Genomic DNA, 20,699 nt, shown 5'->3' on the forward strand with positions numbered 1-20,699 from the left:
AATAATAGCGCGCTATTAGATTGTGCGCAATTTAAGTTTAGATTGGCGTTAGAATTTATTCAGACAACAGCCATCGAGAGAAATATAAAAAAGCCGGGTAAAGACCCGGCAAGACACTGAAGCTTGTCTCGAGGAGAAGACAAGCAAGGTTTTGAAACTAGTTTGCGGCGATAGACTCGCTGGTGTTGATTGGCGTTTGTGCAATCCGCACTTTTTGACCATCTCTCAGGCGTTCACCACCACGAATAATAACTTGGTCGCCCGGATTTATGGAGCCTGCTACCGATATCCAGTCACCGACGCCTCTGCCGAGAGATACCTCGATTCTTTTCGCTTGTAATTGGTCGTCAACAGTGACAACAAATGTCTGTTTATCCCGCAGTATTAATGCGTCTCTCGGAACCATGGTCGAGTCAATGATTTGGTCGCTTGGCAATGAGACGCTAACGCTGCTGCCACCAACTAATCCCAGGCTTGATGCATCAAGACGAACGTTAAATGTTCTTGATGCCTGGTCTCCAGCAGGGCTCCAAGTTCTTACCGGGACGGACTCTAATTTATCCTGCCACTTGATCAATACATTGCCTTGTTGTTGTAAGTGGGGAGCAACGCTAAAAGGTGCGGCGACGCTGACATCGATGGAACTGGGATCCACCAGTTCTACGAGAGTCGTTCCTACAGTTACATATTCACCGACTTCGGCTAGTTTGCGATTTATTTTGCCACTGAAAGGCGCTCTAATAGTCGCTCTATCGAGGGTTAGTCTAATTTGCTTTATCTGAATTTTTAGACTGTTGCGTTCTTCTTCTGCGATATTTAAATCACGGGTTACTCGGTCAAGTTCAATTCTCGCGGTGCTGTTGTTATCCAGCAATGCAGAAAGACGGTCTTGCTGTTTGCTTAAATAGTCGATATTGGCGGCGTGACGGCGAAGTTGCGCTTTACGCTCCGCAATTTGTAGCTCTAGTTCGCGCGCATCTAATTTAGCAATGATATCGCCCGCTTTAACGCTTTCACCAATGTCTAAAAGTTGCGTTAAACGGCCACTTTGCTCAGCGGAGATTTGTGCACTCATACGGTTAATAACATTCCCTGCCAGCCAAATAGTCGGCGATACTTGCTGTTGCTTTGCTGCTTTTGTTGTCACTAGACTGGCAGGGGGTTCTTTGCCAGCTTCAGCAGCGATGACTCGGCTACTAAGTATTGTTGTACTGGCAGCGAGTCCGAATAACAAGAGCGAAGTTGTCATCAATGGGCGCTTCATTAAATTAGTCTTAGTGAGTGTCATTGCCTTGAGAATTATCATTTTCTTCTCCAGAAATTTAATGTTGATTTGCCGATTTAATCGATAAAGGCGAATTAGTTTCAGTGTCGTCGGCCTGGTTAATTGAGCTTGTTGATTTTGATTGGCGCGAAGCAAAGTTGAATAAAAGTTGTTTAAAATTAATTTGTAGTAAACAAGGTAAAAGTAGAATTGTGAAAATGGTACTGACTGCTAAACCACCCACGATTACCGCTGCCAGTCCACGATAAATAACGCTTCCAGCTCCCGGCATTAACAACAAAGGCAGCATGCCGAAGAAGCTAGTAAGGGTACTCATAAAAATCGGTCGTAAACGCATTTTCAATGCAGTATGTACCGCTTCCCTACGGTTAAGTCCTTTGGTTTCGGCGTTGCGAGTTTGATGAACGAGCAAAATAGCATTGTTGACCACCAGTCCGAGAAGGATTACAAATCCGATCATGGTGAGTAAATCGAGGGGTTGAAACACCGCCAAGTTGAGTAATCTTAGCGCCAGAATCCCGCCGACAGTGGCCAGTGGAATGGTAACTAACACAAGCGCGCTGTCTTTGAGAGATTTAAACAGAGCTGCGAGCAGCATAAACAATATGGCTAGCGCGAATAAAAAGTTTTGCCCCATCACAGTGATGGCTTTCTCTAATTGATCAGCACTTCCGCCATATTGAATACTGCCGTCTGCAGGCAGTGCTTGGCGAAGTTTAGGATCAACTTGTGACTTAAGCGTGTCGATCGTTTCCTCTAACGACCATCCCTGCGGTGGATTGACATTAAGCGTGATTGTCCGGTGGCCATCAATTCGGGCAAGTCGTGTTGGCCCGACGGTTCGATTAATATCAACTAACTCTCGAAGTTGAGTGATGTTGCCGTTGGCGGTAACAACTGGGACATCACCGAGATTATCGGGGTCATCCCAACCTTCGGCTCGGAGAATGATATTCATTCTTTTACTGCCGTTAAAATGTTCTCCAACATACATACCGTCACCCAAAGTGCGAACCACAGTACCAATTTCTCGTCTCGTCCATCCTTGCTCCAATATTTCGCGATCGCGTGGCAGCAAACGTAACTCTGGTTCGGCAACTTCAAGACCTGGATTAGCATTGACCGAAGCACCAGGGATTGCTTCGCGTACCCAAGCCATGCCTTCAGCGGCAACTTGCATCAACGCTTCGTTGTCGCTAGATTGCAATAGAATTTGTACCGAGCGGGCCCCACCAAAGCCTCCAAATAAATTACCTTGGTAGGCTACTGCCGTGGTATCCGGTAAATCGACTAAGATTTCATTGCGAACCACGTCTAACAGCTCATTGACTTTCGTTTGATCTTTCGCTCGAACGCCTAAGTTACCGCCAAAAGGCCCCGTAAAAATATAGTAATTTTTAAGCGCCGGCTCTTTAGTACCTTCCATATAAGGCTTTAGTCGTTCTAAGATGGGTTGCACGACTTCCTTGTCGATGGTTTCTACATTTGCGCCGGGGGGGAAACGCAAATTGGCATCAACCGCATCTCTTTTTACTGGTGGCAGATAATCAAGTTTTGGGGTTGCCAACCAAGTGAAAAAGACGGGTAGGAAAATTAAACTTGTTGCCAGTGCAGCACGTTTTTTTCCTGTATTTGTTATGTTCATAACGAAGTTTGAAACTCGTTCCCAAACACGTTTGTTAGGGTCAAGTATCTGGCGGTCTTTAATCATTAACTTTGCCAGTACAGGTAGTAAAACTACGGCTACCAATAAGCTGACTGATACAGCAATTGCAATGGTCAATGCCAAATCACCAAACAGTTGACCTTCGACGTCTTTCAAGAAAAATACCGGTAAAAATATTGCAACCGTTGTCGTGGTTGACGCTAAAAGTGCTGGCCAGACTTGAATAGCACCTTTAAGTGAGCTTTGATGATTATCTTTACCTTTCTCACGCATCCGTAAAATATTTTCTAGCACAACAATCGCCGCATCCAACACCATACCAACGGCAAAGGCTAAGCCTGCCAATGAAATGACATTTAAAGAGCGACCCAAAACATCCAAGACGAAAAATGTTGCTAGTAGCGAAATAGGGATGGCGGTCGCGATGATGAGCGTTGCCCTAGCACGTCTGACAAAAAACCACAGCACTGAAAGCGATAGAATCACGCCTGCAAATAAGTTGCCGGTAACCAAGTTTATCGCTCTGTAAATAAAGACAGACGCATCAAATGATTGCGCCATTACTAGTTGTTTATCAGCTAACAATTCTTGGTTAATCTTTTCTACTTCAGCTTTGACGAGGTTTAAGGTCGCTAAGGTATTTGCACCATTCGCTTTATTGATTCTCATAGAGAAGGCGGGATTACCATTTTGATAGGCGGTTGCACTCACGTCATTCCGTGCGACCTCGACTGTGGCAATATCACCGAGCCTTATATTGCGCCCGTTACGGTTTTCTAATATTAATTCAGCGAGTTGTTCAGCTTGATACTGACCGCTAAACCTCAAGGTATACTGACGCCTTCCGACATCCACAAAACCGCCAGATACATCACTTCCACCGACCACCATATTCACCAACCGTGGAATTTCAATATTGAACTGAGCCGCTTTAATTGGATCAAAACGAATTTGTAGCTCCTCGCGATTGTTCTGATCGAAAGTTTGGACACTCGCAACGCCTGCGATACTCTCTAATCGCGGTGTCACGTTACTGTTAACAAAGTCAATGTAGTCTGCGACCGGTTTGTCATTGCCCGGTAATGCCTGAAGGAAGAAAAAAGTCAGCGCTGGTGTACCACCACCAAAACCGCCGAGCATTACCTGAGGTGGAGTTGCGTCTCTCGGTAGCGGTGGAATTCGAGTCATACGACTGATCACTTCGATCAATGTTTGATCCATATTGGTATCAACACCAAACTCAAGGTTGATAAAAGCGTTCCCTCTATTGGCAAATGCATTCAGGCGCACCAATCCAGGTATCCCCTTGAGAACTTGCTCTTGCGGCTCGATGATCTCCGATTCAATTTCAAGCGGCGAGGCTGCGCGCCATTGTGTTTGGATCGCAATTCGCGGACGCTCTATATCGGGAAACAATTGCACTGGGAGTTTAAGTAAACTCAAAACTCCTACCAGTAGAATAAGTGCTACACCCACGGCTACAGAGGCAGGACTTTTTAGTGCTTGTTTGGTTAATTTCATTTGGTTGTTACCCGCGGTATAAAGTTAGATAAAGCTTATCAACTGAATGCGATAAAACATCTTTTTAACGATTAACCGATGTCAAAACACGTTAAAATTCACGTCAGAAATATCTAGAAATATTCTGATAAATTTGTTCGAATTTATTCGCCAAAATGTGTCAAGAAATAAGCATTCAGGTTGGTGCTATGACGAACCTGAATGAAGTAAAGTGTGCAGAAAAAAGATTGAATTTTGTGCAGATTTAAAAAGTTTTAAAAACTAGAGGGGTTATGAAATCAAATAATATGCTTGATCTTGTCTCGATAGCTTCGGCTCATTTTTAACCGAGAACCCGAATCTAAGATTAAGTAGTATTCTCCGTTGATATGCGAGCATACTTTTTCGATTCGTTCTAAATTTACAATCGTCGAGCGGTGGATACGTTGAAAATTTTGAGGATTTAATTTGGCTTCGAGGTTTTTCATGGTGGAGCGCAGTACATGAACTTGATCATTCGCATGGATGCACATGTAGTCTCCAGCTGCTTCAATCCAGGAAATATCTTTACTTGGAACGAGAGTCGTTTCTCCACGATCTTTTATCGCTATTTTTTCAGGATATCCTTGTTCTGGTAGTTGGCCCGCAGAGAGTAGGTCGTTGATTTCTGCGGGAGATTGTCCTGTGATATTGGTGATTAAATCCATCAGTCTTTGCTTATGGTTTTCGCTTTCTGACTGCTGCAGGTGTTGTCTGACTCGTTCCACTGCAATGGTGAGTCGTTCTTCTTCAATAGGTTTTAACACATAATCCACTGCATGAATTTCGAACGCTTCAATCGCATATTGATTAAACGCCGTCACAAAAACCACTAAAGGCATGGTGTCGGCCTGAATTTTCTTTACGACACCAAATCCATCGATTCCTGGCATTTGAATATCCAAGAAAACTAAATCGGGTGAATGCTCTTCAATGGCTTTCAGGGCTTCTCTTCCATTGGTGCACTCTTCAATTATCTCAATGTCTTCAAAAGCCTGGAGACGCAGTTTTAAACCGCGTCTGGCAAGAGATTCATCGTCGACGATGATAGTGCGAATCTTTTTCATAGATTGGGTGTTTTTTATCGGTGTTTTTAGTGGATTCATTCAGCGATCTCATAAGGTAGCCTGATACTAACTTGTAAACCACATGGCTGTATGTTTGAAATCGTAAACGAATGTTTATCGTTATATAACTCGCTCAGTCGTTCGCGGGTATTTTTAACACCGACGCCTCGACCATTTGGAAGTTCGCCATCTACCATTTCGACACCAGGACCATCGTCTTTTAACTCAAGTAATAGTTCACGGGCGAAGACTTTTGCACGTAAACAAATACAACCACCATTTTCCGATTTTGCGATCGCATATTTGATTGAGTTTTCGACCAGTGGCTGGAGAATTAAACTGGGTATTAAGGCTTTTTCCGCTTCAGAATCAATCTCAAAATTAATTTCGAGTCTTTCTTCAAAACGTACTTTCTCAATACCTAAATAGAGCTTTAGCGTAGTAATTTCTTGTTCAAACGTCACCTTTTGCATGGGGTCATTATCCAATGAGTAACGGAGGAAATTAGAAAGCCGTGTTACCATTTCATTCGCTCTTTCGGTTTGATTTTCCAATACAAGGGTTGAGATTGCGTTTAACGTATTGAATAAAAAATGGGGGTTAAGTTGATATCGCAACATTTTTAATTGTGCTTCATGGGCTAATGCATTGGCTTTTAGAGCGCTCTGAGTCGCCTCCTGCATACCTTGATAGAACTTAATCCCAAAGTACAAACAACTCCAACATAAATAGATATAAAATTTACTGACTGACCCGTTGATGTAGCTGACCCAATGTTTTGGACGATAGCCGTGTTTATAAACTTCCCAAAAAATGAGGTTGTCTGGAATTGCCCAGACCAGACTCAACAGCCAACAAGTGACAATAACCGTCAGCACTTTTTTGGTCGTTGAGAAGTTCCAAGCTTTTCGGTAGATGGGCCGTAGTAAAAAGCTTAATAAGAAGCCTAATACACCGCCGATAAATATTGCCCAGTAATAATTGATGGGCTTGTCCCAATAAATAGCGCCGACATGTGTGGTAAGGATATAGCCTGTCCAACCGACACAATTAAGGATGTAAAATTGATGCTTGGTATTCGCAAATAAATGGTTTTGCATTGTTGCTAGTTATCTATGTTGATGATTTTTAGAGTTTTTCACTGAATAGTATACCGAGATACGCTGTTTATGCATTGTTTCTAAACGCAGGTTCAGCTCATTTCGACGAAATTAACCGGAAGCAATGCGCAAAATTGGCGTAAATTAGCGTAAAAGACTATCTCTCAGTTGCTCACTCAATTCAGAGGCATATACTGAGTGTGGACCTTAACAAGATTTTTGAGACCGAAATTATAGTTTGTGCGTCTAACTCGGTGGAATTACAAAAATAAAATGATTTCCGGAGGTAGCATATGTGGTTGGGTTACAGCAGAGTGCGTTTTTCTTTTGTTTTTAGCGCCATGTTACTGCTAGTCATCAGCTGTGGCGGCGGTGGCGGTGGAAGCAGCTCTGGGGGTGGAGGCGGATCTGGTAACGGTGACCCTGATGTTATCCCTGACCCTATCGGGTTTAGCACCCAAACGACAACTGAGTTTGATACTTGGGTGGAGTCAAATTCGGTAACCGTCACTGGAATCAATCAACAAGTTGCCATTTCGGTCGTCAATGGAGAATATAGTATCGATGGTGCGGCCTTTACAAGCACTCAAGGATCCATCAGCGCTAATCAAACTGTTGTTGTTAGAACGCGATCGGCGTCAACATATGGCGTGACCTCTGTACTCTCACTCAACGTTGGTGGGGGATTAGGCGTTCAATCGACTTTTGAAGTCACTACCGCTCTCCAGCAGCCAGCGTTAAACCGAGTAGCTAATGCAAGCTGTGTCGCTCCCGCTAACCCCGGCAGCAGCAACATTGCTGTGACCATAGAAGCAGCGTTTCCTAATTTATCTGCATTGAATGCCTTAGTCGGATTATATCAGGCGCCTGGAGACTCAAGTCGCTGGTATGCCGTTTTACAGAGTGGTGAAATCTACTGGTTTGACAACAATGCTTCCGCAAGCAGTTTAAATCTATATGCAGACCTCAGTGCACAAGTGAACTATGCGGGAGAGGCAGGTTTACTGGGAATGGCTTTTGACCCAGATTTTGCCAACAATGGATACGTTTATGTTTCTTATTTCAATAACGGAACGACATCCGTAATATCTCGATTAACTGATTCCGGTTCAACGCCACTTTCTCTAGCAACCGAAGAAATCGTTTTAAGCTTGGTACAGCCAGCAGCCAATCATAACGGCGGAACGATCGCTTTCGGCCCCGATGGATATTTATATATTGGTTTCGGTGATGGAGGGGGCGCTGATGATGAATTTGGCCACGGCCAAAATACACAATCATTACATAGTAATATTTTGCGAATTGACGTCAGTAGCTTGCCTTATACCATTCCGGCGGACAATCCATTTATTGGGGTCTCGACTGCGCTTGATGAGATTTACGCCTATGGGCTGCGGAACCCTTGGCGGTGGAGCTTTGATCAACAGAACGGTGATCTTTGGGTCGCGGATGTCGGTCAAAATACCTTTGAAGAAGTTAACAAAGTGCAAGCCGGAGATAATCTTGGATGGCCTATCATGGAGGCGAGTGCTTGTTTCTCCAATCCGAATTGTAGTACTGATGGCTTAGTGTTACCGGTTGCAGAGTATGGCCACGGCGGTGGTGATTGTTCGGTTACTGGTGGTTATGTTTATCGAGGTTCCGACCATCCGGCTATCCAAGGTGTATATTTTTATGGCGATTTTTGTACCGGGCGCTTGTTCAGCGCCACTCAATTGCCTGATTTGAGCTATCAGGCCAGAGAAGAGCAATTAACCGGTTTAAGTATCTCGAGTTTTGCCCAAGATTCTGCGGGCGAAGTTTACGTGTTAAATTATTTTGGGGGCGCTGGCGAGGGGATATACAAGATTAACGCCACGGGCGCAGCGTCTTCAAATATTCCAACTAACCTGTCGGACACCGGATGTTTTGCATCTACCAATGATAAGAGTTATCCCGACTCGGTAATTCCATATGATGTCACCAGTCAATTGTGGTCAGATGGCGCGCTCAAAACTCGATTGTTTGCGATTCCTGACGGAGAGTCGGTTGAAGTATTAGCTGATGGAGACTTTGAATTTCCAACCGGTAGCATACTGATCAAAAACTTTACCCACAACGATCAATTTCTAGAAACGCGTTTGTTTATGCGCCATAACACTGGCTGGGCAGGCTATAGTTACCGATGGTTGGGTGACCAATCGGATGCCGTGCTCGTGGATGGTAACACTCAAGAAATAGTCACTGCGGGTAGTTTTGAGCATATTATTCCTACTCGAGGTCAATGTTTTGAGTGCCACACTAATGCTGCAAATAATACCCTGGGGTTAGAGACTAGCCAGCTCAATAAGGATTTGGCGTACCCCAACGGCAATACTGCTAACCAATTGGGCGCGTTAGTTGGCGCCGGTTTTGTTGGACAGATTACGACTGCTGATTTAATCGCCCCGATGGCGGCAATTGACGATGATACAGCAACGCTTGAGACCAGAGCACGCAGTTACTTACACAGTAACTGCAGTGGGTGTCATCGGCCTGGAGCGCAAGGTTCGCAGATTGACTTGAGGATAAACACTGCGCTTGCAAACACCAATGCTTGTGATATCCAACCGCAAGATGGCGATCTAGGAATTAACGACCCACGGATAATTTATCCCGGAGATGCTTCGCAATCTGTTTTGATAGCACGAATGGCTTCCTTGAATAGTGGTGAAAGAATGCCACCAGTTGCAACTCAAGTTGTTGACGATCAAGCCGTCAGCCTAGTGAGCCAGTGGATTAACAGCCTTGCAAATTGTAACTAAATCAAATTAAGTTAAACTGGAGCAGTTCCTTTCGTCTGAATTTTAAGGAGTGCACTCGTGTTTAATCACTGGTTAACTCACTTAGTGTTATCGCCTTTATTGTTGATACAAGGCGTTTATGTGAGAGTTAAAACACCTCGCTTACCCGAAGCTAAAGGTGAGCGTCAAGGCTTTGTTAGTAATGATAAGCCGCGTTTATCTTTTAAAGTTATCGGAGATTCTGCTGCAGCCGGGGTCGGCGCAAGTCACCAGCAAGAGGCCCTGAGCGGTCAGATTCTTAAATTTTTAAATCAGCGTTATTCAGTCAATTGGCAGTTAGAAGCCTGGTCAGGGTGTACTACCTCAGCGATGATATCTCACCTAGATAACCTGCCGTCGGAAAAGCAAAATATTGTTGTGACTTCGCTCGGGGTAAATGATCTTATTACCGGCGTATCAATTGATACCTGGCTTAGTCAACAGTCACAATTATTGCAGTTGATCCGTGAAAAGTATTCACCAGAAATGATAGTGCTGTCTGCATTACCTGAAATGAGTCGCTTTCCAGCTTTACCACAACCATTGAGAAAAATTTTGGGTGGTCGAGCCGAATTATTCAATCAACGCATGAGAGCCTTTGTAACAACGCAAAATGACTGTTTTCACTTGCGATTAGATATTGCCGATACGCCGTCGTTGATGGCAAGTGATGGTTTTCATCCAGGACCACAAGCCTACGAATTATGGGGGGAGGCAGTAGTCTCTGCGATAGAAATGAATCGCGCGGTTGTCATTGAAAAAAACTCCAATTCGAAACAACTGCTAGTTTATTCAAACTGAGCTATTATATAAAGATTGTCCAAGAAGAACTGTAAATAGCTTATGCAGCAAAGCGACTGGTGGTCCAGTTTTATTGATCGTAGCTCAAGTGCAGATGTAGAAATGAAACGACGTAAATTCGTGTTTTATTTCACAAGTTATGTCGGTAGTACCATTATTTACTTGTTTGCTTTTCAACATATTAACAGTGAAAACACTTTGTTAAAAACGGTGTTATTTGGCGGAGCCTCGCTAATCCTGGTTAATGTAGCCTTCTCTCATTTTTTTCATGAAAAGAAGTTTTTTACTTATATCTGTGGTCTTTGTGTTTCGCTGATGATGCTCGGCTTAGTCTATAGTGGTGGGCATATGAACACCGGTCTCTACTGGGTTTTTCCGTTTCCTTTTGTTTTATTTGTTCTGTTCGGTTATCAAGTAGGCTTGGCGAGCAATCTAGTGGTTTATGGATTGATTTGGTTTCTGCTGGTCAATCAACAACTAATTCCTGCTGAGTATTCTGATGAAGAAATCAGTCGCTTTTTATCTTCCTTTCTGGCAACCGTATTTCTTATGTTTATCGGTGAGTTTTTCCGCTATCAAAGTCATTTAGAGATGGAATCAATTAATATCGATAAGCACCGTCAAGCCAACACTGATCAATTGACTAAGTTACCCAATCGGCGTTTTCTTGATTCTGTGTATATCAAGCAGGTGATTGGTGAGCCCGGTTCGAACTTCCCATTGACTGTCGTTGCGCTTGATATTGACCACTTCAAGCAAGTCAACGATACCCACGGGCACCATATTGGTGATGAAATCTTAAAACACTTTGCCGGACTGCTTTCTTCTCATTCTCGTGACACTGATATGGTCGCAAGGATTGGCGGCGAAGAGTTTGTGATCCTGTTTCCACAAACTGAACTTACTCGTGGATATATTTTGGCTGAGAAGTTACGTCGCGTCATTGAAGAAAATTGCTTTTATTATGAAAACGCTCCAATTCCATTAACCGCAAGTTTTGGCGTTGCTTGTGCGCTTACTGACAGCGATTTGAATGTCGCATTCAAAAAAGCTGACGCTCAGTTGTATGAAGCGAAAGAATCAGGTCGTAATCAAGTCAAATAACACTTACTCCTTTTTTCGTAAAACAAATTTTTTGAGACCATTATTCACCTTAAACCGTCTTATCTTGAGAATAACACAAGTTAGGTTTCTTTTATTTTCAATAGACTTATTTTGCGGGGAGTGGTTCATGAAGAAAATAATGATGGTTGCGTTAATATTTAGTGTAGCTTTTATTGGTCGGTTGTGTGCATTTGAGTCAACCAATTCAAGACAAGCAACGCTCTCAGAACTTTGTGGTAAAAAGAGTTGCGGGTCAGTTTTTAAAAAGCTTCGCAAATACGCAGGTAACGGAAGTCCACACGCGCAGTCTGTGCTAGCGATGATGTATCTCGGTGGAATTGGAACCGACCAAAATGTTGAAGCAGGATATAAATTCATGCGTAAGTCAGCTAAAAATGGCTTAGCCTTTGCGCAATACCATTTGGCAGTAATGTATCGAGAAGGCGTCGTTATTAAGAAAGATGAAGAAGAAGGATTAAAGTGGCTTAAAAAAGCAGCCAAATCAGGCTATCAACAAGCGATAAACATGCTCAATAATGACGGGAAAACCATCGATAACCGAGATCCGAAAGCGTTTACAGGAGAGTATATGGTGGTTACCACAGACACTCCAACGCTGACTGACTTTTTAGAATACTTGAGAGCATTAGGCTTCGGTAAAGACGGCCAAACGGGCTCTAGAATTAAAGGTCAGGGCTGTGCAAATTCCGCCTTTTCTTGCTTAACTTGGAACGTAAGTACTTCGTCGGGAAGAAAAAACTTTGACAATATGTTAATTCGTTTAAATGCATGGACTACCGCATTAGAAATGCAAGCACGTAATAGAGGATAAATAAAATTGAAGAATGGGATGATGTAAAAAATAATTAAATTTTATGCGACCATAAACTAACTTTAATGCTCTTTAATGATGATATTAGTTGGGCTTACTTTGGTAAGCCTCATATTTATATTTTTAGGGGGATTAAATGAAACTTATGAAAGTAATTTTAGTGTTAGGAATGGTCGCTTTGACCTTTAATCTTAATGCGATTGAATCAGAGCAGTCGGTTAGAGCGACATTATCAGAGCTGTGCGGGGAAAAAAGCTGTAAAACGATTTTCAAAAAGCTCCGTAAATACGCAAGAAATGGTAGCCCTCATGCGCAATCAGTATTAGCGATGATGTATTTGGGCGGTATTGGTGTCGATCAGGATCTTGAAGCAGGTTATAAATATATGCGAAAGTCGGCGAAGAATGGACTGGCCTTTGCTCAATATCACCTGGCGATAATGTACAGGGATGGCGTTGTTACAGACAAAGATGAAGAAGAATCATTAAAGTGGCTCACTAAATCGGCAAGTTCAGGATATCGTCAGGCCAAGGCTTTACTAAATGGTGAGGGTAAATCAACGGTAAATCCAGAAGATTTTGAAGGTGAACACTTAGTCGTTACAGCAGAATCGCCAACCTTGACAGATTTTATGGAATACCTCAGAGCCCTGGGTTACGGCAAAGACGGGCAAACGGGTTCGCGCATAAAAGGGCAGGGGTGTGCAAACTCGGCATTTTCTTGTTTAACTTGGGATGTCAATACCGGTGGCGGTCGAAAAAACTTTGATAATATGTTGTCACGACTTCACTCTTACAATACCGCATTAGAAATGAAACGTTTAGGCAATACCAAGTAAGTTACTGATTAAATAATTAGATCGAATATCAAGTTGAAGTAACAGAATTAATTTTCGGTTAGTTTGACTTGATTTATCTACTTTTTTAAACTGGTTAAAAAAATTTTGCTGCGAAAAAAAGTTCTATTGGTGGTTTGAAGTCTGAATTGTGAATTGTGAATTGTGAATTGTGAATCGAGAAGTGTGGTGAACAAAACGAGGTAAAACATGAAATTGATTAAAATAATTTTTATCGTCATCGCATTAATTATGTCGTTTAATGCTCAATCTGAATCAAATGAGCTACTTGCTAAGCGAGCAGAGATAGAAGCTCAATTATGCGGAGAGAAGAGCTGTAAATTTGTCTTCAAGAAATTGCGCAAGTTTGCACGAAATGGCAGCATGCATGCTCAGTCAGTGCTTGCGATGCTTTATCTCGGTGGTATCGGTACAGAGCAAAACATTGAAGTAGGCTTAAAGTTTATGCAAAAAGCGGCTCGCGGCGGCTTAGCCTTTGCGCAGTACGAACTAGGAATTATGTATCTCAAAGGTAGCGCTGTCGAAAAAAACGAATCCAAAGGGAGAGCCTGGATCCAAAAAGCAGCGGATGCAGGTTTTGATAAAGCGATTGCTTTTCTTAACCCTCAACAAGAGCGGCAGCAAGAGGTTGTTGTTGATCCGAAAGATTTTGAGGGCGAATATATGATTGTCCGATCAGATACGCCAAGCTTAACCGATTTTGTTGCCTTTTTGAGAGCACAGGGATTTGGTAAAGATCTTCAAACTGGTTCTCATATTCCTGGCAGAGGCTGCCACAACAGTGCTCAGTCCTGTTTGTCGTGGAATATTAACACCAACACGGGCGGAAACAATTTTAGGAACATGCTGACTCGGCTCGGTGCCTACAATACGGCGCTTGAAATGCAACAGCGTAACAGTGGCTAACTAGAAAACCGATTTTTCGATAGAAAGCTCGTTTAGTGCGTCTAAACGAGCTTTTTTATTTTTCAGAGCGTATATTATTGGAAGTCCAGATAATAAATGCAGGCATAAAAATGAAAGTTTCGTATTGGATAGTTTTTTTTTCGTTCATCTTATTTCACTCCGGCTCGGTAAATGCTAGTGAGCAAAAAGCAGTTTTAGTTACTGGCGCAACCAGTGGTATCGGTCTTCGAATTACCGAACACTTGTCTTCACAAGGATATTTTGTATACGCCGGAGCAAGAAAAGATGAGGATATGCAACGGCTCAACAAATTAAAAAATGTTCAAGCTGTTCGGCTCGATGTTAACAAACAAGCGCAAATTGATGCTGCTGTTAAAACGATTCAAACTGCAGGGCGAGGTTTATATGGTTTGGTTAATAACGCTGGCGTAGCGATATTAGGTCCGTTAACAGAGACTCCAGAAAATGATTTTGATTTTCAAATGCAAGTTAACTTATACGGTCCTTATCGCGTGACCAAAGCCTTTGCGCCAATGATAATCGAGTCAAAAGGGCGGATATCAACCATCGGCTCTATTTCCGGAATTTTGTCTGGCCCTTTGTTCGGCCCCTACTCTATGAGTAAGCACGCGATTGAAGCGTTTACCGATTCACTCGCTGCAGAAATGGCACAGTTTGGCGTGAAGGTCAGTGTTATTGAGCCAGGCAATTACAACTCTAAAATTGGCGAAAACCTGAAAAGACGGTTTAAGGGCAAAGAAAAACTGCTTGAGCAATCACGCTATAAAGAAGCGTGGACTGGCGTTATGGAACGAGTAGGGAGTAGAACGCAATATAAGGATCCTATTGATGTCGCAAAAGCGGTAGAAGAGGCATTGTTTAATGCTGCGCCTAAGAAACGTTATTTAGTGGTGCCCAATCAACGAGAGGCAGATATCACTGTGCGACAAGCCATTAGGGAAGCGGTTCAACTTAATTTTTCACATGAATATTCGTTAGATCAAGAAAGTTTAATGAAGGTGCTTGATGAGGAGATCAAGCGCGTAAGTAAAAAATAAAAAGCCAAAAAAAAAGCCAGCATTGCTGGCTTTTTCATTAAGGATTTATTAACCACACTTTTTAGGGCCGCCTTTACATGGCTCTGGGTCACCACCACCATCGCCGTCACCGCCATCAACTGCACCGGTACAAGCGTTAGCATTTAAGTAGTTACTCGCTGCTGCAGCTTTAGCAATACCATACCCAAAGTAGTCGTCTCTTCCGCTCGCCCCTTGGTCTTCGGCTGTTGCTTTAAGCGCCGTGCGAATTTCCTCGCCAGAGCAGGTTGGATGATTTGACCAGACTAGTGCCGCTACCCCTGCAACTGCTGGAGTTGCCATGGAAGTTCCTGACATGTAGCCGTAATCGCCTGCGCTAACGTCCACCGATGCAGCGGAAGCAGCTTCTAATGCTGGCCCGTCTGCTTGAGTTGCACCAACCGCAGGAATACTGGTGTTATTTGGGCTACCTAATGTGCCGTAAAGCATGCCTGGCTCATTATTGTAGATGATGGCACCAATCCCACCGCTATTTTCGCAATTGGCGACTTTATCTTGGAATGAAATGTTGCCGCGAGCAATAATACAAATTTTGCCATTAGCACCACTATCAGTGGCTTCTGCGGTGCCCATATTATAGGTAGCGCCTGCAGCGAAACCTTGGTTTTCCATAGCAGACGAAGCATATGCGGTGTTATCCGCTGACATCGAAGACAATGTTGCTCCACCAGCCGGGTAGGTAGATAGCGTATCAACCCCACCTGCAGTGACTTCAACACCGAAGCCATCATGTGTTTCCGTCGTTGCTCTTTTTCCGCGACCAGAGGTTTTAGTATTACTTGGGAATTGAGAGAAATCAGCAATATTATTGTCTGCGTCATTAGCCCCAATCATCATAACTGATTTGTAGCCCGCAGGATAAGAGCGCATATTGTTACCGTCGTTACCGGCTGCAGCCAATACTAATCCGCCGTTTGCTCGGAAAGTGTTAAAAGCATTTTCTTCAGTGCTATTAGCGCCACCGCCACCTAAACTCATAGTGATGATGTTTGCACCTGCGTTAGTACATTTTTGCGCAGCGAATGCGAGATCTGAAGAGTATCCCCAACCTGCCGCATTGAATACTTTGATAATATGCATTGGCACACCAGGAGCCATACCGATCACGCCGAATCCATTGTCAGCTGCGCCAACGGTTCCTGCAACGTGAGTACCATGAGGCCCACCATCTTCGTTCCAGTTGCCAGTGCCTGAGTCGTTATCGCCAGTGATCACGCTCCAGTCAAAGTCATAGTTGTAACCGCCTGTTTCGCCAGTTCCACCTGCGATCCCAGAATCGATAACACAAACTTTTTGACCGCTTTGTAAAGTTAGTTGGTTCGCTTGTGATTGGTAGTAAGCATAGGGTGCGAGCTGCTCAACCGCAGGATTACCTACATCATCTTGATAAGCCGCTAAAAGCACACGTCTAGGATCTTCCTCAATCAAACGAATGTGCGGATTATTTAAAAGACCTTTGACTTCGTCTAAAGATTTTCCATCAAATGAGGCTGCGATAAACCCGTCAGCGTCTACTTTGATTTCGCCGCCCATTTGATTGGCTAAAGCTTTAACGATGCCTTTTTTCCCTGGCTCAACTTGAATAACAAATCGACTGTCGTCGGCCATTACCGCCGTCGATGTTCCAAGTGCAAGCATGGTAGCAACAGAAATTTTTGAAATTTTAGATACCACTTTGACTCTCCCAATTGAGTTAATTTTGAGTTGTTTCGTCGTCGTAAGAGACTCTTCTAGTTTTGTTTTAAGTTGATAGAGTTCCGCAGGGGACAACCCTTAGACGTGCTAAGATTATTGGAATTATTTGCTTGCTGAGATAGTTAGAAAGCGACAAAGATTCGTACAAAACCGACAAATTTGGCTTGTTTGTGTAAAATTCACACGGAAAATGCGCCGCTTAATAAGAGGTCAGGCCAGCAGAGCTATGATTGCTGGGCGCGCGATTGCTGATAGGCTTTAGGAGTGATTTTGTAGGTTTCTTTGAAACAGCGGCCAAAATAGGACTGGGAAGTAAATCCACAAGTTTGTGCGACAAAGCCAATTTGATCACCACGATCGAGCATTGGTTTGGCTTGTTTCAAGCGAAATTGTTTTAGTGCTTCTAGTGGACTTAAACCAAGTACTGACTTTACCTTTCTTTGGACTTGGCGGTCACTCATCGCCAGGATTTTTGACATCGATTGCAGCGAGAATTCGCAGTCTTGGTAATGTGTTTCGAAAATTTCATTCAGTTTAGTGACAAATTGATCTTCGATTTCTGTGGTTGCTTCAATTTTTGAAGAGTCAGCTTGCCACTGGCTCGCGAGCTTTTGTTGGAGTTTCGCTCTTGAGTTTAGTTGGTTATTTACTCTCAACAGCAACTCCTTACTATTAAAAGGCTTGCTTAAGTAGTCCTCTGCTTCGGATTCTAAACCTTTAATCTTGCTTTCATCATCGCTTCTCGCGGTCAGCATGATAACTGGAATATGAGTCGTTAACTCGTTGTTCTTTATTGCTTTCAATAGCTCAAACCCATCAATACCGGGCATCATTACATCTGAAATAATAATATCGGGAAGGTAATCAAGCGCAAGCCGCAATCCCTCATTTCCGTCGCTTGCAACCAAACATTGATGATGTGATGATAAAATTGCTTCAATGTGTGCCTGCATGTCGTGATTGTCTTCCACGATTAGGACGGAAAATTTAGACTTTTTGTTTTGTTCAGCTTTGATAAATTCTTGTGATCGGATTATTTCTTCAGCTAAAGTCTGGCTATTTTTATCGCTCGTTAATCGGTCAACTTGTGCCTTGTTATCCGCGCTGCTGGGAACTGCCGCTGGCATAACGATATTAAAAGTACTGCCTAAATTAAGCGCCGAAGTGACATGGATAGTCCAGCCCATGGCATCGCAAAGTTCTTTGACTAACGCTAAGCCAATTCCGACTCCCTGGATTGCTTGAGTTTGAGCAGAATCTACACGATGAAAACGCTCAAATATTGATTCTATTTGTGATGTCTCTAGACCAATTCCAGAGTCTTTGACCGTCAGAGAATATTGACCGCCTAAGTGATTTAAAGTCACGCTAATTTTGCCATTTTGAGTGTACTTGAACGCATTCGATAACAAGTTAAATAAAATCTTTTCCAATGCATTTTGGTTGCCTTCAACCCAGGCCGATTGGCTGATGCTAACGGCAAATTCTAATGATCGATCAATCGCCATTTTTTCGAATGATTGACACGAGAATTTTATGGTTGGGATGATATCGATTGCTTCAACCGGCAGAGGTTCGTGACCAATTTTTGATAGGTCGAGTAGTTGGTCGACCATTCTTATCATTCTTAGACTATTACGTTTCGCCGTATTGAGCTGTTCAATATCCTCCGCATATTTATTTTTGTTGGATAAGTTATCTAAAACGCCATTAATGATGGTTAATGGGGTCCTGAATTCATGTGACATATTGGCTGTAAACTGGTCTTTCAAATGATGTGCTTCTTCCTCAGCTTTTTTCTGTTTACTAATGTTGATAACCGAAACCACCATTAACCCCTGATGATTGTTGATATCTTTTGATAAAGTGATATGGACCGGAATATGCTCATTATCACTGTTACAAATAGTTGACTCTAACTCGATACCATCATTCTCAACGTTAAGCTTCCGCTGATAGCTTTTGTAATTGAAGTAGCGTGATAATTCACCTTCTGCATGCGTTACTTGCAAGAATGACTGACCAATGATGTCGTCTTTGGTCAGTCCGAGAATACTACATGCGGCTGGGTTGCATGATTGCACGACATAGTCAGAATTAAGCGTAAAAATTGCGTTGTTAGTCGTTTCAAGAATTGATTTGTTAGACGCCGCTTGCTCCTTGAGGCTCTCGGTTTGTTGAAGTAAGCGTTGCTTCATGACATCAGTTTCGAGGCGATTGTCTGTAATTATTTTTTGCTGATGACGAAGTTGTTCGGTAAATAAATTCAATTGAACTATGGCGAGTAATAACAACAGCGAAAACCAAAGATAAAATATAGTCGATTGAGTTGCTGAGAGTGGGCTGAACCATTCATTAGTGTTATTAATTAAAATATATAAAATAAAGCACAGTGAAACGAAAAATAGCGGGCTATTCAACAAATGTGATTTTGAAAAAGTGAGGTTTTGGTTCTGTTCAATAGAACTACTTTGGCGCACTTTTAAGGCGGCTATCACTAATAAGTATGGTGTGTACCAAAGCCAGTCCTGCCATGTCCCAGAGTTAAGTTGATTGGCGTTGGTCACATGCAGGCTCTCGACAAAATCGGCTATTGCCCAGTTAAACATGGCAAGCGCCATCAAAAAGTAGCTCACCCAATAGAATTTACGGCAAACCCAAGCTAGCTGCAGCCAACGTAATGTCAGATAGATGTCCATCAGCAAGTAGAAGGAGAAGTCTGCACTGATTAAATAGATTGGTTGTTGAATTGTTGGTGCCGGTGCTAACACTAGAAATACAAAAGCACCTACCGCGAAAGTAAATGTGCTCACTAAAACTAATAAACTTTGTCCGCTCAAGAGCTCTCTAGCTTCTCGGTAGCTTTTGACTTCGATTGCCGCTGTCATAAGGGCATAAAACAAGAAGTAAGCCGTGTTGGTCAGCAAGCTTTGTGCTTGGGGGCTCAATTCTTGCCAGTAAAATAATCTTAAAAGGGTTAAAAGAAACCACGCTGAGAATGCGCCAGCGAGTAAGAGCCAATAGACCGGATCAACGATCGACTTTGCATCACGCACCTTTAAAAAGATAGCCATGATGACAAGCCCGAGAAATACAGGATCTGCGAACTGTCGGCTAAACAAGGCTTGCGAAAATAAACTATCTCCAGGCAGCAAATATCCAACAAAAATAACAAGAACAACGATAGCTGCAAAAATAGAGGTAAGATTTTCGCTATTTAAAGACTTACTACTTTGATTCAAAAGCAAACTCATTTTGTCTTGGTTACTTCTTATTATAGGTTGTTATTATAGAATGATAAGGAAACCGACAAACAGCTACTTGTTGACTGAAAAGTTGTAAAAAAAGCCACCCGAAGGTGGCGCAGCTGTGGACGAATTAGCTTCAAGGAGGTTTTTAGCATTTTTTATAAGAACAAAAATAGTACAAGAGCGACAGAAATTCTTACGACAGCGACAAGGTGTTCACAATCGCTAAAAATTCTATATTAATCATTCATTTATGGTTTTTCAGCTATAATAAAAGTAGTACACTTTTAATACTGAGAGTCGAATAAAGCCAAAAGTTGCTGTCTTATAAGTGTCGTAATGGCGTAAGGGGTTTTGAAGTCTGTTTACCAGCGGCTTTAGTGTGTAAACCTCGCTTGATAAAGCTTTTTGACCTACAGTTTTTTGATTTGAAGTCGTTTGTTTAAAAAAGCTGCGTTTTCGAAATGGCATAGAACGAGAACAAATGGACTATGCAAATCAAACCAAGCTTAGATCAAAGACTTAGAGTGAAAATGCGTGTTAACACAAGGTAATAGTTTACAAAGACACAAAAATTGGCTGCATTTTAATCAATTTGTGGTTAGTATCAGTGACTCTTGGAAGAAAATAATAAGAGCAATCTTCCAAATCAATTTATAAGATAATATTTCAAGTGTAGATGTGGCTTGAGATGGAGCTTTT

General features: G+C 42.6%; 13 protein-coding genes. 7 read left to right on the top strand and 6 right to left on the bottom strand.

The window, feature by feature from the left end:
• Positions 1–157: 157 nt before the first annotated feature.
• The 4 genes from FLL45_RS19270 to FLL45_RS19285 form a co-directional block, all read right to left on the bottom strand.
• Complete coding sequence (locus FLL45_RS19270) at positions 158–1,306, bottom strand: efflux RND transporter periplasmic adaptor subunit (protein WP_142943687.1); 1,149 nt, start codon at positions 1,304–1,306, stop codon at positions 158–160.
• 16 nt (positions 1,307–1,322) lie between these two features.
• The gene (locus FLL45_RS19275; protein ID WP_142943688.1) at positions 1,323–4,472 is read right to left on the bottom strand and encodes an efflux RND transporter permease subunit; all 3,150 of its coding nucleotides are present in this window, start codon (positions 4,470–4,472) and stop codon (positions 1,323–1,325) included.
• A 278-nt stretch (positions 4,473–4,750) separates the two neighbouring features.
• Positions 4,751–5,596 carry a LytR/AlgR family response regulator transcription factor gene (locus tag FLL45_RS19280; RefSeq protein ID WP_210247235.1) on the bottom strand — a complete coding sequence of 282 codons (846 nt, stop codon included), beginning with the start codon at positions 5,594–5,596 and terminating at the stop codon, positions 4,751–4,753.
• Entirely contained in the window at positions 5,593–6,657 is a 1,065-nt protein-coding gene (locus tag FLL45_RS19285) for a sensor histidine kinase (protein WP_142943689.1), read from the bottom strand. Before FLL45_RS19285 ends, FLL45_RS19280 begins: the two co-directional genes overlap by 4 nt.
• 293 nt (positions 6,658–6,950) lie before the next feature.
• On the opposite strand from FLL45_RS19285, the gene FLL45_RS19290 reads away from it, so the two are divergent.
• From FLL45_RS19290 to FLL45_RS19320, 7 genes are all read left to right on the top strand, one after another.
• Positions 6,951–9,440: a PQQ-dependent sugar dehydrogenase gene (locus FLL45_RS19290; RefSeq protein ID WP_142943690.1), complete on the top strand. Its 2,490-nt coding sequence runs from the start codon at positions 6,951–6,953 to the stop codon at positions 9,438–9,440.
• 57 nt (positions 9,441–9,497) lie between these two features.
• The gene (locus tag FLL45_RS19295) at positions 9,498–10,259 is read left to right on the top strand and encodes an SGNH/GDSL hydrolase family protein (RefSeq protein WP_185964554.1); all 762 of its coding nucleotides are present in this window, start codon (positions 9,498–9,500) and stop codon (positions 10,257–10,259) included.
• Positions 10,260–10,361: 102 nt separating this feature from the next.
• The gene (locus FLL45_RS19300) at positions 10,362–11,363 is read left to right on the top strand and encodes a GGDEF domain-containing protein (protein WP_185964555.1); all 1,002 of its coding nucleotides are present in this window, start codon (positions 10,362–10,364) and stop codon (positions 11,361–11,363) included.
• 127 nt (positions 11,364–11,490) lie between these two features.
• Positions 11,491–12,195 carry a tetratricopeptide repeat protein gene (locus FLL45_RS19305; RefSeq protein WP_185964556.1) on the top strand — a complete coding sequence of 235 codons (705 nt, stop codon included), beginning with the start codon at positions 11,491–11,493 and terminating at the stop codon, positions 12,193–12,195.
• Positions 12,196–12,331: 136 nt separating this feature from the next.
• Positions 12,332–13,033 carry a tetratricopeptide repeat protein gene (locus FLL45_RS19310; protein WP_142943694.1) on the top strand — a complete coding sequence of 234 codons (702 nt, stop codon included), beginning with the start codon at positions 12,332–12,334 and terminating at the stop codon, positions 13,031–13,033.
• A 207-nt stretch (positions 13,034–13,240) separates the two neighbouring features.
• Positions 13,241–13,957, top strand: coding sequence for a tetratricopeptide repeat protein (locus tag FLL45_RS19315; RefSeq protein WP_142943695.1), 717 nt, complete (start codon positions 13,241–13,243; stop codon positions 13,955–13,957).
• A 110-nt stretch (positions 13,958–14,067) separates the two neighbouring features.
• The gene (locus FLL45_RS19320) at positions 14,068–15,015 is read left to right on the top strand and encodes an SDR family oxidoreductase (RefSeq protein WP_142943696.1); all 948 of its coding nucleotides are present in this window, start codon (positions 14,068–14,070) and stop codon (positions 15,013–15,015) included.
• 48 nt (positions 15,016–15,063) lie between these two features.
• On the opposite strand, the gene FLL45_RS19325 is transcribed toward FLL45_RS19320, so the two are convergent.
• Positions 15,064–16,728 (bottom strand): S8 family serine peptidase, encoded by a 1,665-nt coding sequence (locus FLL45_RS19325; RefSeq protein ID WP_246075860.1) that lies wholly within the window; start codon positions 16,726–16,728, stop codon positions 15,064–15,066.
• A 245-nt stretch (positions 16,729–16,973) separates the two neighbouring features.
• Entirely contained in the window at positions 16,974–19,991 is a 3,018-nt protein-coding gene (locus FLL45_RS19330) for a response regulator (RefSeq protein WP_185964557.1), read from the bottom strand.
• Positions 19,992–20,699: the final 708 nt, after the last annotated feature.

It is taken from the genome of Aliikangiella marina, from assembly GCF_007004765.1.
Classification (GTDB): Bacteria; Pseudomonadota; Gammaproteobacteria; order Enterobacterales; family Kangiellaceae; genus Aliikangiella; species Aliikangiella marina.